The sequence below is a fragment of the Citrobacter freundii complex sp. CFNIH2 genome, from assembly GCF_002880615.1.
GTDB lineage: Bacteria > Pseudomonadota > Gammaproteobacteria > Enterobacterales > Enterobacteriaceae > Citrobacter_A > Citrobacter_A amalonaticus_F.
The window spans coordinates 1,559,754-1,574,480 of the sequence record NZ_CP025757.1 but is presented as its reverse complement, the minus strand read 5'-3'; the positions used below and the strand labels follow the sequence as shown (position 1 = coordinate 1,574,480).

Here is a 14,727-nt window from a genome sequence, read left to right as displayed (position 1 = left end):
GCAACATGTTAACGATTAAAGATTTACAGGTCAGTGTGGAAGAGAAAGCCATCCTGCGTGGGTTGAACCTTGAGGTTCGTCCGGGGGAAGTGCATGCCATTATGGGGCCGAACGGGTCCGGGAAAAGTACGCTCTCTGCGACGCTGGCAGGGCGTGAAGATTACGAGGTCACCGGCGGGTCGGTGATGTTTAAAGGGAAAGACCTGCTCGATCTGGCGCCGGAAGAGAGAGCAGGGGAAGGCATTTTTATGGCCTTCCAGTATCCGGTAGAAATCCCCGGCGTCAGCAATCAGTTTTTCCTGCAAACGGCGCTTAATGCCGTGCGCACGTATCGCGGCCAGGAATCGCTTGATCGCTTCGATTTTCAGGATCTGATGGAAGAGAAAATCGCTCTGTTGAAGATGCCGGAAGACCTGTTAACCCGCTCGGTGAACGTCGGCTTTTCCGGCGGCGAGAAGAAACGTAATGACATTCTGCAAATGGCGGTGCTCGAGCCGGAACTGTGCATTCTCGATGAATCGGATTCCGGGCTGGATATCGATGCCCTCAAAGTCGTTGCCGATGGGGTTAACTCACTGCGGGACGGCAAGCGCTCGTTCATTATTGTCACCCACTATCAGCGCATCCTTGACTATATCAAGCCGGATTTTGTCCACGTCCTGTATCAGGGACGGATTGTGAAGTCTGGCGATTTCACGCTGGTCAAACAACTGGAGGAGCAGGGATATGGCTGGCTTACCGAACAGCAGTAATGCGCTGCAACAATGGCATCACCTGTTTGAAGCGCAGGGCGAGACGCGGTCTGAACAGGCGCAACAGCATCTCCAGCAGGTTCTGCGTCTGGGGCTGCCAACGCGCAAACATGAGAACTGGAAATACACGCCGCTGGAAGGGCTCAGCAACAGCCTGTTCGTCAGTCGTTATGCCGATGTCACCCCGGCGCAGCGCGATGCGTTAGCGCTTAACGTGCAGGCACTGCGGCTGGTGTTTGTCGACGGGCAGTTCAACCCGGCGCTCAGCGACAGCTGGGAAAACAGCGGCTTTGAGGTGGCGATCAACGACGAGCGCCAGACCCTGCCGGCCGCGGTACAACCGGAAGTGTTTTTGCATCTCACCGAAAGCCTGGCGCGTAGCGTGACCCATATCCGCGTTAAGCGTAACCATCGCCCGGCAAAACCGCTGCTGTTGATGCACATCACCCAGGGCTTATCCGCAGAAGAGGTGAACACGGCGCACTATCGCCACCATCTTGAGCTGGAAGAAGGGGCAGAGGCGACGGTTATCGAGCACTACGTCAGTCTGAATGATGCCCGGCATTTCACCGGCGCGCGCCTGACCATGAACGTGGCGGCAAACGCGCACCTGCATCACATCAAGCTGGTATTTGAAAATCCGCTCAGCCATCACTTCGCCCATAACGACATCTTGCTGGCGGCGGATGCGTCGGCGCACAGCCACAGCTTTCTGCTCGGCGATGCGGTGTTGCGTCACAACACCAGCACGCAACTGAACGGCGAGAACACAACGCTCAGGATCAACAGTCTGGCGATGCCGGTGAAAAATGAGGTCTGCGATACCCGCACCTGGCTTGAGCACAACAAAGGCTATTGCAACAGCCGACAGTTGCATAAAACCATCGTCAGCGATAAGGGGCGGGCGGTATTTAACGGGCTCATTAACGTTGCCCAACATGCGATCAAAACGGACGGGCAGATGACGAATAACAATCTGCTACTCGGGAAGCTCGCGGAAGTCGATACCAAGCCACAGCTGGAAATTTACGCCGATGACGTGAAGTGCAGCCACGGGGCGACGGTAGGGCGCATTGACGATGAGCAGATGTTCTACCTGCGCTCGCGCGGGATTGCTCAGCGGGATGCGCAGCAGATGATCCTTTATGCCTTTGCCGCGGAACTGACGGAAGCGTTGAGCGACGAGGGGCTGAAACAACAGGTGCTGGCGCGGATCGGCCAACGTCTGCCGGGAGGTGTAGCATGACATTTCCTATCGACACCGTACGTGCGGATTTTCCCGTCCTCACGCGTGAAGTGAATGGCCTGCCGCTGGCGTATCTCGACAGCGCTGCCAGCGCGCAAAAACCGGCCCAGGTGATTGACGCGGAAGCCGAGTTTTATCGTCATGGCTATGCGGCGGTGCACCGGGGGATCCACACCCTCAGCGCTCAGGCTACCGAAAAAATGGAGAACGTGCGCAAGCTGGCATCGCTGTTTATCAACGCACGCTCTGCGGAAGAGCTGGTGTTTGTGCGCGGTACGACGGAAGGCATTAACCTGGTCGCCAACAGTTGGGGGCCAGAAAACGTCCACGCGGGCGATAACATCATCATCAGTGAGATGGAGCATCATGCCAACATTGTGCCGTGGCAGATGCTGTGCGCGCGGGTGGGAGCGGAGCTGCGGGTGATCCCGCTGAACGCCGACGGTACATTGCAGCACGAGATCCTGCCCACCCTGTTTGATGAGAAAACCCGGCTGCTGGCGATAACGCACGTCTCTAATGTGCTGGGTACGGAAAACCCTGTCGCCGAAATGATCGCGCTGGCGCATCAGCATGGCGCGAAGGTGCTGGTGGACGGAGCGCAGGCGGTGATGCACCACCCGGTAGACGTTCAGGCGCTGGACTGTGATTTTTACGTCTTCTCGGGCCACAAGCTGTATGGCCCGACCGGCATTGGCGTGCTCTATGTCAAAGAGGCGCTGTTGCAACAGATGCCGCCGTGGGAAGGGGGCGGGTCGATGATCGCCACCGTCAGCCTGACGGAGGGTACGACCTGGACGAAAGCGCCGTGGCGCTTCGAAGCGGGAACGCCGAATACCGGCGGGATTATCGGCTTTGGCGCCGCGCTGGAATATGTTTCAGCGCTGGGACTGGAGGCGATTGGCGAATACGAACAGAACCTGATGCACTACGCGCTGGAGCAACTGAAGGCGGTGCCGGATCTCACACTGTATGGCCCCACTGACCGTCTGGGCGTGATTGCCTTTAATCTCGGGAAACATCACGCCTATGACGTCGGCAGTTTTCTCGACAATTACGGGATTGCCGTGCGGACCGGACACCATTGCGCGATGCCGCTGATGGCTTTTTATCAGGTACCGGCGATGTGCCGGGCGTCGCTGGCAATGTATAACACCCATGAAGAAGTGGATCGTCTGGTGACAGGCTTGCAACGAATTCATCGCTTACTGGGGTAACAGGGAGGCACTATGGCTGCGCTGCCGGATAAAGAAAAATTGTTGCGTAATTTTCAGCGTTGCGCTAATTGGGAAGAGAAGTATCTGTACATCATTGAGCTGGGACAGCGACTGCCGGATATATCCGCAGCGGACCGCTGTCCTGAAAATACGATTCAGGGATGTCAGAGTCAGGTCTGGATAGTGATGCGCCAGAATGCGCAAGGCGTTATTGAGCTGCAGGGCGACAGCGATGCTGCCATTGTGAAAGGACTGATTGCGGTCGTCTTCATTCTGTATCACCAGATGACGGCTCAGGATATCGTGAATTTTGATGTGCGGCCGTGGTTTGAACACATGGCGCTCGCGCAGCATCTCACGCCGTCTCGTTCGCAGGGGCTGGAAGCGATGATTCGCGCAATCCGTACCAAAGCCGCAACGCTTAGCTAAACTCAATAGACAGCTTTCATCCTGTCAGGTAAGGCAGCCGGGCTGTCTTACAGGATCATCAGCATTCTGGCCATGCCAGTGAATACAGGAGGTTGGGTATGAAACGCGCGTCTCTTATTACTCTAATGCTTATCGGCGCTTACAGCGTCATACAGGCTGCCTGGGCGGTGGATTATCCCTTACCGCCAGCAGGCAGTCGTCTTGTTGGACAGAATCAACTGTACACGGTGCAGGAAGGCGATAAGAACCTTCAGGCCATTGCCCGTCGTTTTGATACTGCCGCTATGCTCATTCTGGAGGCGAATAATACCATTGCTCCTGTGCCAAAGCCGGGTACTCTGGTCACGATCCCGTCACAGCTATTGCTGCCCGATGCGCCGCGTGAAGGCATCATCGTTAATCTGGCTGAACTGCGGCTGTACTACTATCCGCCGGGAGAAAATATCGTTCAGGTCTATCCGATCGGTATTGGTTTGCAGGGACTGGAAACGCCGGTGATGGAAACCCGCGTTGGGCAGAAAATCCCGAATCCGACCTGGACGCCAACAGCAGGCATTCGTAAGCGCTCTCTGGAGCGTGGCATTACGTTGCCGCCGGTGGTCCCCGCCGGGCCGAATAACCCGCTGGGGCTCTTTGCACTGCGTCTGGCGCACGGTAATGGCGAGTATCTCATTCATGGCACCAGTCAACCAGACAGCGTGGGTCTGCGCGTCAGTTCCGGCTGTATCCGGATGAACGCCCCGGACATCAAAGCGCTGTTTTCCCAGGTTCGCACAGGAACGCCGGTGAGAGTGATTAATGAACCGGTGAAATATTCCGTGGAGCCCAGCGGGTTGCGCTACGTTGAGGTCCATCGACCGTTGTCGCCGGAAGAAGAACAAAACGTGCAGACGATGCCGTATGTGCTGCCTGCCGGGTTCAGCCAGTTTAAGGCGACGAACGAGGTGGATGACGGGCTGGTGGATAAAGCGTTGTATCGTCGGGCGGGTTATCCGGTGGCGGTCTCTGCCGGGCAAACGCCAACTGTCGTGGCTACACCTGCCGTTCAGTCAGCGCAAAATGGCTCAGTACAGGAAGAGGTGCAGACGCAGTAGCGGGAGGGTAGAACGCGAGGCAAAAAAAATGGCGCACAATGTGCGCCATTTCTATTACACAGGTACTATTACTTACGGTATTTAGTAGCCTGGTTGTCCAGACGCTGGTTAGCGCGAGCTGCGTCGTCTTTAGCAGCCTGAACGTCGGAACGCATTGCGTTCACGTCGTTGCTCAGCTGGTCAACTTTAGCGTTCAGAGTCTGAACGTCAGAAGACAGCTGATCGATTTTAGCGTTGCTGGAGCAACCAGCCAGCAGAGTAGAACCCAGGATTACCGCGCCCAGTACCAGTTTAGTACGATTCATTATTAATACCCTCTAGATTGAGTTAATCTCCATGTAGCGTTACAAGTATTACACAAACTTTTTTATGTTGAGAATATTTTTTTGATGAGAAGACGCTTATTTTTGATCGTTCGCTCAAAGAAGCATCGAAATGCGCAAAAACGGCTAAAAAACCGTGTGAAAACAGGCTGCTTCCATCGGATTCGTCTTAGATAATCTGTAATTAGATAGCTCAATCCGATTTGCTTTTTTATTAATAGTGGCTATTGGAAAAATAAAAAAAGCGCCGTAAGGGCGCTTTTTTAATCGAATTAATTCACACGAGAATTATTACAGTACGTGAACAGATGCCGTGTTAGTCGTGCCGCTCGGTACCAGAGCACCAGAAACCATCACCACAACGTCACCTTTCTGAGCCAGACCGCTCTGCTGAGCAACCTCTTTACCCAGACGGTAGAAATCATCAGTAGACGCGATTTCTTTTACCAGATGTGCCACAACGCCTTTGCTCAGCACCAGCTGGCGGGCAGTCACTTCGTTGGTGGTCAGCGCCAGAATAGTGGCGTCCGGGAAGTATTTACGCACTGCGCGAGCTGATTTACCGCCCTGAGTGGCCACCACGATCAGCGGTGCTTCCAGTTTTTCAGCGGTTTCCACCGCGCCACGACAGACGGCTTCAGTGATGCGCAGTTTGCGGCTGTCATTGTTGAAGTCCAGACGGCTGGTCATCACACGGTCGGTACGCTCGCAGATGGTCGCCATGATCGTGACCGCTTCCAGCGGGTATTTACCTTTTGCGGATTCGCCAGACAGCATCACCGCATCGGTGCCATCGAGGATGGCGTTTGCCACGTCGCCCGCTTCAGCGCGAGTCGGACGCGGGTTTTTGATCATGGAATCCAGCATCTGGGTAGCAGTGATAACCACTTTACGCGCGCGGATACATTTTTCGATCATCATCTTCTGCGCGAAGATCACTTCTTCAACCGGGATTTCAACGCCCAGGTCGCCACGGGCAACCATGATACCGTCAGACGCATCGAGGATTTCGTCGAAGTTGTTCAGGCCTTCCTGGTTTTCAATTTTGGAGATGATCTGGATCTTCTCGCCGCCGTGCGCTTTCAGGTGCTCACGGATTTCAACCACGTCAGAACGCTTACGGATAAAAGAGGCCGCAACAAAGTCAACGCCTTGTTCGCAACCAAAGATCAGGTCCTGTTTGTCTTTTTCAGCCAGCGCCGGCAGGGCGATAGAAACGCCTGGCAGGTTAACGCCTTTGTTTTCGCCGAGGTCGCCGTTGTTCAGCACTTTACAGATGACTTTGTTGCCTTCGATCGCGGTGACTTCCATACCGATCAGACCATCGTCGACCAGTACGGTGTTACCGACGGACAGGTCGGAGGTGAAACCTTCGTAGGTTACAGCAACGATTTCGTTATTACCGACCACGGATTTGTCGGTGGTGAACGTAAAGGTCTGACCCGCTTTCAGGGAAACGTCATTACCGCCTTCCAGCTTGATGGTACGGATTTCCGGACCTTTCGTGTCGAGCAGGATTGCCGCTTTCTTGCCGGTTTTGCTCATCACGTTGCGCAGGTTCTGGATACGCTGACCGTGTTCTGCATAGTCACCGTGAGAGAAGTTCAGACGCATGACGTTCATGCCCGCGTCCAGCATTTTGGTTAACATCTCTTCAGATTCGGTTTTCGGACCGATGGTGCAAACAATTTTCGTCTTTTTCATGACAGTCTTAGTCTTTAAGTTGAGAAGGATATGGAAAGCCGGCTTCCGGAACGCACTGCCTGGAAGCTAAACCTGTATTACGAAAGTTGTGATGCCTCGCACTAAGGATAGGTGACATCGATAGAGCGTGCAGAGGAATGTGTGCTCGTCGTTCAGCCCGACAAAAAGGGACGTTTTGTAGTCTCTGAGTATGACAGGTCAATGTGCTGAAACCATTCAAGTGACAATTGTCACGCATTATACGCTGAAATCGACACAAAAGGAAAATGGAAACGGTGTTTCAGAATACATCCAGGCAGTTACACAACAAATTGTTATTAAACAAGTCGTGTCTGCCAATTGCGCAAACGCAAAAACCAGGCTGTGTTGCGCAACCCGACTTATTCCTTCGAGTTATAACAAATGACTTTTAAATCATTTCAAATCTACATTACCCTGATTACACTCGTTTGGACATCCATACTGCTAAATAGCCGAAAGCGCTGGCAGGATAACAATAAGCAGCCGCGGATACCCAAACGACATGATTGTCCTGAAAAATATTTCGAAAGTGTTCACGCCAGGCCGGCTATCCATTACTGCGGTTGATCATGTCAATCTGACCGTGGAACAGGGGCAGATTTACGGAATTATTGGCTACAGCGGTGCCGGGAAAAGCACCCTGATTCGTCTGCTCAACGGGCTGGAAAAACCAACCGCAGGCAGTGTCACCATCAACGGTCACGAGATTTCCGCCGCCCGCGGCGAATCGCTGCGTCAGGCGCGCCTGAAAATCAGCATGGTCTTCCAGCATTTTAATCTGCTGTGGTCGCGCACGGTACGTGAAAACATCGCCTTTTCTATGCAAATCGCCGGCGCGCCAAAAGCAAAAATTCAGGCGCGCGTGGCGGAACTGATTGAGCTGGTGGGGCTGACGGGGCGCGAAAATGCCTATCCGTCACAGCTGAGCGGCGGGCAAAAACAGCGCGTGGGGATTGCGCGTGCACTGGCCAACAGCCCGGATGTGTTGCTGTGCGATGAAGCCACGTCGGCGCTGGATCCCCAGACAACCGATCAAATTCTTGAGTTGCTGCTTGATATCAATCGCCGCTTCCGGTTGACGATTGTGCTGATCACCCACGAAATGCACGTGGTGCGCAAAATCTGCGATCGCGTGGCGGTGATGGAGAACGGTCAGGTGGTGGAAGAAGGCGACGTACTGAGCGTCTTCACGCATCCGCAACAGCCGATTACCCGTCAGTTTGTCCGCCAGGTAGGGCAGTATGCCGATGAAGAGGCTTTTAACCCACAACTGGCGAGCGAACTGGGCGGTACGGTGATTAAGTTAACCTTTACCGGGCACAGTACGCATCAGCCGATCGTCGGTGAACTGACCCTGCGCTATGGTCTGCCATTCAATATCCTGCACGGCAAAATGACCCAAACGGCACACGGCGTGTTTGGCCAGCTGTGGCTGCACGTGGTGGCGTCGGAAGAGCAACTCAACAACATTCTGGATGACCTGCAAAAAAGCGGCATTGACGGTGAGGTGATTCAACATGGCTGAGAATCTGTTTCCCCATCTGAAATGGGATCAACTTTTTGCTGCCACCCAGGAGACGCTATACATGACCGCGCTCTCCGGGATTGCGACCTTTGTTCTCGGTATCGTCCTCGGACTGGCGCTGTTCCTCACCGCACGCGGCGGGCTGTTCCAGAACCGTGCGCTGTACAGCGGCATTTCGCTGGTGGTGAATATTTTCCGCTCGATCCCGTTCATCATTTTGATCGTCCTGTTGATCCCGTTTACCAAAGCGATTGTCGGCACCATTCTTGGCGCCAATGCCGCATTACCGGCGCTGATTGTCGGCGCCGCGCCATTTTATGCACGTCTGGTTGAGATCGCCCTGCGTGAAGTGGATAAGGGCGTCATTGAAGCGACTCGTTCAATGGGCGCGCGTCTGAGTACCTTAATTTTTCGGGTTTTGTTACCTGAATCGTCACCCGCTCTGGTGTCCGGTATCACCGTGACGCTGATTGCGCTGGTCAGTTACAGCGCGATGGCTGGGGTGATCGGGGCAGGTGGTTTAGGGAATCTGGCTTATCTGGAAGGATTCCAGCGCAACCACAACGACGTCACGCTGGTGGCGACGGTGACGATTCTGGTCATCGTCTTCATTATCCAGTTCTGCGGCGATGTGATCACTTCTCTGTTAGATAAACGCTAATAAAATACGGAAACCATTATCATGAAAAAATCACTGACACTTCTCGCCGCAGCCACCTTAAGTGCCCTGAGCTTCGCCGCATGGGCTGACACGCTGACCGTGGGCGCGTCCAACGTACCGCACGCTGAAATTCTCGAACAGGCCAAACCGATTCTGGCGAAACAGGGGATCGATCTGGAGATTAAACCGTTCCAGGACTACATCCTGCCGAACACCGCGCTGGCGGGCCGCGAAATTGACGCCAACTACTTCCAGCATATTCCCTATCTGAACAGCGTCCTGAAAGATCATGCCGGGGATAAAACCTACGATTTCGTCAGTGCGGGTGCGATCCACATTGAGCCTATCGGCATCTATTCGAAAAAGGTTAAATCGCTGAAGGATCTGCCGGAAGGCGGTAAAATTATCATGCGTGATGCGGTGTCGGAAGAGGGGCGTATTCTGTCTATCTTCGAGAAAGAGGGTGTAATCAAACTGAAGCCGGGCGTGGACAAAGTGACCGCACGCATCAGCGACATCGTGGATAACCCGAAGAAGCTGAAGTTCCTGCCTAACGTGGAAGCCGCGCTGCTGCCGCAGATGTACAACAACGATGAAGGCGATGCGGTGGTGATTAACGCCAACTACGCCATCGACGCCGGTCTGGATCCGGTCCACGACCCGATCGCCGTAGAAAGTGGTGAGAATAACCCGTATGCCAACATCATTACCGTGCATCGCGGCGATGAGAAGAAAAAGGATATTGTCGCGCTGGTTGATGTTCTGCATTCAAAAGAGATTCAGGACTGGATCCGTACCAAATACAAAGGCGCGGTCATTCCGGTGAATAACTGATCCGCTTTTTGCCGGGTGGTGGCTCCGCCTTACCCGGCCTGTGACGTCCTGCAGGCCGGGTAAAACGCGTTAGCGTTGCAATCGCTCAATTCTCGCTGGCAGCCCCTGACGGACCGCGGCGCCGGACACCCAGTCCAGCCAGGTGTTACTCACTTTTCTCGTCGGATCGGCAAATCCCAGATCGTTCAGGTTAATCCCCGATTTCACTTTCGCATCAAACGGCAGCGGCTCACCGTCCAGCGTGTGCTGCGCGCCACCCATCTCGCGGTGTCCATAGCCGTGCTCGATCGCGATGACCCCAGGCATTACGCCGTGCAGCAAACTGATTTGCGCCTCAACCTGTCCCCCCGGCGTGGTGATCCGCACCGTGTCGCCATGCGACAGCCCGAAACGCCGCCCATCCTGCGGATTCAGCGCTACCAGATTGACCGGCTTAACGTGGTGCAAACGGGGGATCACCGCCGACGCACTGGCCATGGTATTGGACTTAAACGAAATAAGCTTGAGCGGCCACTGTGCCAGCGGGAACAGTTCGTCCACCGAACGTCCGTCAGACAGTCTCGCCGGATACCACGCCGGACAGCCGCTGTAGCGCTCGCCAGTGATAGCATGACGATGAGCGGCAACCTCGGCATTCCAGATTTGCAGCGGTTTTTCCCACGCGTTGCCGATCCGGTTTTCGGCCCGACCGCTCTTATCCGACGCGAACCGACCGCCACGTGAATAGATAAACGCTACCCGACGGACTTCCTCCGCTTTCAGCGTCTGCTGAATGACAGGCATAATGCGGCGGACGCCTGTGAGTTCAATGTCTTCCGTCACCGCTTCGGCAACCGGGGCTTTCCCCATAAACGCGATATTGGCGGCGACGCGCAGATAGTAGTCTTCTGCACGGTTGAGCGGGTAATGGTTCCCTGCGCTGTCGGAAATCGCATTGTCGCCAAATCCCGGCAGATTCAGTTGCTTTGCCACCGCGATGCAGAATGCCTCCATCGAAACCGGCTGACCGTCGGCGGTTGTGGCGGTGGCAGCGGTAACAATCGGCCAGCGTGCGGTGGTGGCTTTACTGGCGACGCCTGCCCACGGCGCGCTGAATCCCCAGCTTTCGAAGTTATGTGTGTCCGGCACGATGTAATCCGCAAGGGCGGTGGTCTCGTTCATATACGCGTCGATGGCGATAAACAGCGGCAACCGTGCCGGATCTTTCAGCTTTTCTTCGGCCACCGCACGCAGACCGGGTATACCATACAAGGGATTGGTCATATTGGAGATCCACGCCTTCAGCGGGTACGGATATCCCTCCAGCGCGGAACTCAGTAACTCAGTCAGTTGACCGGCGACAAACGGATACCACGGCGCGTTGGCCGGGAAGGGGGAACGCCCGGCGGCGACCTTGTCGCGGTACTCTTCGGAAGATTCATACGCCGTTTTGCTTCGCGCGATGCTCAGCCCTTTTGGCTTCACCTTGCCCGGAAAACTCGCCATGTTGTAGCGTGGGCCGTCAGTTGCGCCGTTGAATTTTCCGCTGCCGACAAAGACGCCGCCTTCCAGACTGAGGTTGCCGATCAGCGCGTTGAGCATCATCACCGCCCACGCATTATAGAAACCATTTCCTGCCATCATGCCGCCGTGGGTGACGACCGCCGCTTTACGTCCGTGACGGGTAAAGGCATCCGCCAGCGCGATGATTTTGTCCTCGGCCACGCCACACTGCTCGCTGTACTGCGCGAGCGTCATTTTCTCTGCCGATTCTTTCAGACACTGGAAGCTGCTTTTCACTGTCACGCTACGCCCATCGGCGAGCGTCACCTGGCGCGCGACAAACAGCGCGGCGCGCAGGCAATCACTGGCGGGGACCAGCTCGTTGTGCTCATTTACGACCAGTGGGTCACTGGTCGCGGAAGGATCCAGATGGCTACGCGTTAAGTGCTGTCCGGCCAGTCCGGGAAGATCGTCGGCGATCACCAGATGCGTGGCGTTGGTCCAGCTCTTCTCCTCAGCGTGTTGCATGGCCTTTGCGCCGGGCAGCGCCAGATAATCGGCGTTGTAGCGTTGGTTTTCGATAATCCAGCGGATCATTGCCATCGCCAGCGCAGAGTCGCTGCCGGGGATCACGGGTAACCAGTGGCCGTGATCGTCAGCCAGCACGGTGGTTAATGGTAGCGCCGGGGCGACAACCACATAGCTGAAATCATCGCGCAGGCGTGCGCTGGAAAGCTGTCTGGCCTGGCGTTTAAACGGGTTGCCGGACTGTGCGGGCGAGGTGCCCATAAACAGCGCGAACTCGACGTTATCCCAGTCGGGTTTTACGTGGGTGTTTTTATCGAGATCGCCCATCAGCGCGCCAGAACCCGCGCGATAGGCCAGTCCACAATAGGAACCATGCGCGCCAAAGTTCTTGCTACCGAAACTGTTCAGAGCAAAGCGACGCAAAAAGGTATCTCGCCCATCGTCGCTGGTGTTGGTGACCAGAAGCTGATTGGATTTGGGACCAAAACCCGGATGTTGCGGATCAATGGGGGTCGACGGGGCGTGAATGGCGCGCAGGCCGTCAACGTGACCTTCGCCAAACAGGTCGCCGCCTTCCACCACTTCATTGATCAATTGCTCAAAGCTGATGCGCTGCCATTTGCCTTCGCCGCGTTTACCGACGCGTTTCATCGGCTCAAGAATACGCAGCGGGCTGTACAGACCTTCCAGTTGCGTCGCGCCCCTGGCACAGGCCGTCGAGCGAGCATCAAGACCGTTCTCGCCCGCCAGTTGCGCCATCGCCGTGCTGAACGGCACCGACGCGTCAATATGATGCTCATGAGAAAGCGGATGATACGGGTTGCCGGCAATACGTAGCACCCGGTTGGTTTGTTGATCAACGCGAACCCTGACGCCGCACTGTGTCCAGCAGCCGAAACACTGAGTCATGGCGATGGTTTGCTGCACATTCTGCTGCCAGCGCGGGTGAGCGTTGGCTTCCGGGATCAGCGCGTTACCCACGATGTGGTCGCGGGTAATTTTACCCGAGGTGCCGTTGATCAAGCCATCAATGGCGCGCTTCGCTACGTCACGATAGCTGAGGGCGAACGTCGCCATACCGCCGACGGCCAGGCCGACTTTGAGCCACTGACGACGGGTTAAATTAGCCATGTTGCAGTCTCCTTGCGAGTCCGTTCACGCTTTCGCGAATAATAATGAGCAGCGCTATCCACAAGCCGAAGGTGCCGAGGATAGCAAGCCAACCGTCGGTACCGGCGGGCAGGGCGTACGGGTTGAACTGGGCGTTGAATTTCGGCAGCGTCTGCCCCTGAATCAGCAGCGTCCAGCGCATGAGCCAGCACAGCGTCATCGCGCTCAGCGCCAGCAGGCTACGCAGCGGCAATGGCAGCGGACGGCGCAGGGCGATAACGCCAAACAGTAATGCGATCAGCCAGAATACCAGCCAGCCAGAGGCGTAATGGCGCGCCGATGCAGAGATTGCCAGCCACTGGCGGATTGCCGAACCGAAAAGCGTATTGCCGCTAACCCAGAAAATGATGACGACGGCAAGGGCGAGCAGTGTCAGCAGTTGTCCGAGCGCGAGGCGCTTTTGCGTCGGAAAATCATCGCGCAGCCCGACGATTAACAACGCTAAAAAGGTTTGTAGCGCGCTCAGGAACATCGCCAGCACAAAGGCATAACTGAACCAGACGGGGCGAGCCTGCACGACGGACACTTCCCGCCCGGTATAGAGCAACAACCCTGTCGCGGCCAGCGCGCTGGCACACGCGAACCATTTTGTGACGGCGTAACTTTTTCCGGTGAGTTGCTTGTAAACCTGCGCCAGAAACCAGAGTCCGAGGAACGCAGTGAACAGCGGTAAAAACAGTGCGCCCCACGGCATCCATGACCACGGCGTGGGGTACGCATAAAAGTGCCAGACGCGGGCCGTCTGGTGGAGATCGGCGGTCAGCGCCAGCGGCGCGGTGATTGCGCAGGTCAGAGCAATCAGCAGCGTCAGGCTTTCCAGCGTGGGATTATCCTTTTTCCGCCAGTGCAGGACGGCGCCAAACAGCGCCCCACAGGCGGCAATACCGATGAAAAAGAAATACTGTACTGCCCAGGGAAGCCAGCTCACCGCCTGCGGACGAGTCAGCACCTCTTCAATGATTAAGGGTGGCATTATCAGACCTCCTGCCAGAGTGCGGGTTGTGCGCGACCCATCAACGGGGTGACAAATGCCTCGTCCAGTCCCAGATAGAAGACATGGGGCGCGGTGTTGTTTTCCGGTTTCAACACCTTAATGGCGTCGTGATGGGTGTGGATTAATTGCGAAATTCGACTCTGCGGATCGCGGATATCGCCGATGATGCGCGCGCCGCCCACGCAGGACTCCACGCAGGCGGGGAGCAGTCCGGCCTCCAGTCGATGGACGCAAAACGTGCATTTATCGGCGGTCTGTGTCTCATGATTGATAAATCGCGCGTCGTAGGGGCAGGCCTGCACGCAGTAGGCGCAACCGACGCAGCGGGTGTTATCGACCACCACGATGCCGTCCTCGCGTTGAAACGTGGCCTGCACCGGACAAACCGGCACGCAGGGCGGATTGTCGCAGTGGTTGCACAGACGCGGTAACAGCACATTGGTCACCTCATCCGCCACCTGGACCTGATACTGATTCACATGGGTACGGAACTCGCCCTGCGGCGTCTGGTTTTCAATCGCACAACTGACGGTGCAGGCCTGACAGCCGATGCAGCGGCGCAGATCGACAAGCATCGCGTAACGCTGCTGTGTGGAACCGCCGTGGCGTTCAGGTGAAAAAGAAAATTTCGCCTGCGCCAGTGGAACCAGCGACGCGCCTGCCGTCAGGACGCCCAGTTGCTGGAGAAACTGCCGTTTACTGCTGTCCATTTTTTCTCCCGTCTCAAGGCAACAACGAAACATTTGT

The 14,727-nt window shown here is 55.9% G+C and carries 13 protein-coding genes; 8 read left to right on the top strand and 5 right to left on the bottom strand.

Going from position 1 to position 14,727, the window contains the following annotated elements:
- Positions 1–5 precede the first annotated feature (5 nt).
- From sufC to WM46_RS07820, 5 genes are all read left to right on the top strand, one after another.
- Entirely contained in the window at positions 6–752 is a 747-nt protein-coding gene (gene sufC / locus WM46_RS07840) for a Fe-S cluster assembly ATPase SufC (protein WP_043000844.1), read from the top strand.
- Complete coding sequence (gene sufD, locus WM46_RS07835; RefSeq protein ID WP_102601930.1) at positions 727–1,998, top strand: Fe-S cluster assembly protein SufD; 1,272 nt, start codon at positions 727–729, stop codon at positions 1,996–1,998. Before sufC ends, sufD begins: the two co-directional genes overlap by 26 nt.
- Complete coding sequence (sufS, locus tag WM46_RS07830; protein WP_102601929.1) at positions 1,995–3,215, top strand: cysteine desulfurase SufS; 1,221 nt, start codon at positions 1,995–1,997, stop codon at positions 3,213–3,215. Before sufD ends, sufS begins: the two co-directional genes overlap by 4 nt.
- Positions 3,216–3,227: 12 nt before the next feature.
- Positions 3,228–3,644 carry a cysteine desulfuration protein SufE gene (gene sufE, locus WM46_RS07825; protein WP_102601928.1) on the top strand — a complete coding sequence of 139 codons (417 nt, stop codon included), beginning with the start codon at positions 3,228–3,230 and terminating at the stop codon, positions 3,642–3,644.
- Between the two features lie 98 nt (positions 3,645–3,742).
- Entirely contained in the window at positions 3,743–4,738 is a 996-nt protein-coding gene (locus WM46_RS07820) for a L,D-transpeptidase family protein (protein ID WP_102601927.1), read from the top strand.
- A 68-nt stretch (positions 4,739–4,806) separates the two neighbouring features.
- On the opposite strand, the gene lpp is transcribed toward WM46_RS07820, so the two are convergent.
- On the bottom strand, positions 4,807–5,043 hold the full coding sequence (gene lpp / locus WM46_RS07815; protein WP_001082307.1) for a murein lipoprotein Lpp: 237 nt from the start codon (positions 5,041–5,043) through the stop codon (positions 4,807–4,809).
- 309 nt (positions 5,044–5,352) lie between these two features.
- A complete protein-coding gene (pykF, locus tag WM46_RS07810; RefSeq protein WP_061077362.1) occupies positions 5,353–6,765 on the bottom strand; it encodes a pyruvate kinase PykF in 1,413 nt (470 codons plus the stop codon).
- A gap of 523 nt (positions 6,766–7,288) precedes the next feature.
- Between pykF and WM46_RS07800 the strand changes: the two genes are divergently transcribed.
- From WM46_RS07800 to WM46_RS07790, 3 genes are read left to right on the top strand one after another with little or no spacing between them, the layout of a single operon-like run.
- Positions 7,289–8,311, top strand: a complete 1,023-nt coding sequence (locus tag WM46_RS07800) for a methionine ABC transporter ATP-binding protein (protein WP_061077363.1) — start codon at positions 7,289–7,291, stop codon at positions 8,309–8,311.
- On the top strand, positions 8,304–8,972 hold the full coding sequence (locus tag WM46_RS07795; RefSeq protein WP_054176650.1) for a methionine ABC transporter permease: 669 nt from the start codon (positions 8,304–8,306) through the stop codon (positions 8,970–8,972). Before WM46_RS07800 ends, WM46_RS07795 begins: the two co-directional genes overlap by 8 nt.
- A 21-nt stretch (positions 8,973–8,993) precedes the next feature.
- On the top strand, positions 8,994–9,806 hold the full coding sequence (locus WM46_RS07790; RefSeq protein WP_102601925.1) for a MetQ/NlpA family ABC transporter substrate-binding protein: 813 nt from the start codon (positions 8,994–8,996) through the stop codon (positions 9,804–9,806).
- Between the two features lie 69 nt (positions 9,807–9,875).
- Here the strand turns inward: WM46_RS07790 and ttrA are convergent, their stop codons facing one another.
- The 3 genes from ttrA to ttrB are packed head-to-tail and all read right to left on the bottom strand — an operon-like array spanning position 9,876 to position 14,690.
- Positions 9,876–12,947: a tetrathionate reductase subunit TtrA gene (ttrA, locus tag WM46_RS07785; RefSeq protein ID WP_102601924.1), complete on the bottom strand. Its 3,072-nt coding sequence runs from the start codon at positions 12,945–12,947 to the stop codon at positions 9,876–9,878.
- Positions 12,940–13,962: a tetrathionate reductase subunit TtrC gene (gene ttrC, locus WM46_RS07780; RefSeq protein WP_102601923.1), complete on the bottom strand. Its 1,023-nt coding sequence runs from the start codon at positions 13,960–13,962 to the stop codon at positions 12,940–12,942. Before ttrC ends, ttrA begins: the two co-directional genes overlap by 8 nt.
- Entirely contained in the window at positions 13,962–14,690 is a 729-nt protein-coding gene (gene ttrB, locus WM46_RS07775) for a tetrathionate reductase subunit TtrB (protein ID WP_102601922.1), read from the bottom strand. Before ttrB ends, ttrC begins: the two co-directional genes overlap by 1 nt.
- Positions 14,691–14,727 lie beyond the last annotated feature (37 nt).

What these genes read in the sequence shown, in the direction of transcription:
- ttrB (WP_102601922.1), bottom strand. Translation starts at nt 14,690, where the DNA reads ATGGACAGCAGTAAACGGCAGTTTCTCCAGCAACTGGGCGTCCTGACG.
- WM46_RS07795 (WP_054176650.1), top strand. Translation starts at nt 8,304, where the DNA reads ATGGCTGAGAATCTGTTTCCCCATCTGAAATGGGATCAACTTTTTGCT.
- sufC (WP_043000844.1), top strand. Translation starts at nt 6, where the DNA reads ATGTTAACGATTAAAGATTTACAGGTCAGTGTGGAAGAGAAAGCCATC.
- pykF (WP_061077362.1), bottom strand. Translation starts at nt 6,765, where the DNA reads ATGAAAAAGACGAAAATTGTTTGCACCATCGGTCCGAAAACCGAATCT.
- lpp (WP_001082307.1), bottom strand. Translation starts at nt 5,043, where the DNA reads ATGAATCGTACTAAACTGGTACTGGGCGCGGTAATCCTGGGTTCTACT.
- WM46_RS07800 (WP_061077363.1), top strand. Translation starts at nt 7,289, where the DNA reads ATGATTGTCCTGAAAAATATTTCGAAAGTGTTCACGCCAGGCCGGCTA.
- WM46_RS07790 (WP_102601925.1), top strand. Translation starts at nt 8,994, where the DNA reads ATGAAAAAATCACTGACACTTCTCGCCGCAGCCACCTTAAGTGCCCTG.
- sufD (WP_102601930.1), top strand. Translation starts at nt 727, where the DNA reads ATGGCTGGCTTACCGAACAGCAGTAATGCGCTGCAACAATGGCATCAC.
- sufE (WP_102601928.1), top strand. Translation starts at nt 3,228, where the DNA reads ATGGCTGCGCTGCCGGATAAAGAAAAATTGTTGCGTAATTTTCAGCGT.
- WM46_RS07820 (WP_102601927.1), top strand. Translation starts at nt 3,743, where the DNA reads ATGAAACGCGCGTCTCTTATTACTCTAATGCTTATCGGCGCTTACAGC.
- ttrA (WP_102601924.1), bottom strand. Translation starts at nt 12,947, where the DNA reads ATGGCTAATTTAACCCGTCGTCAGTGGCTCAAAGTCGGCCTGGCCGTC.
- sufS (WP_102601929.1), top strand. Translation starts at nt 1,995, where the DNA reads ATGACATTTCCTATCGACACCGTACGTGCGGATTTTCCCGTCCTCACG.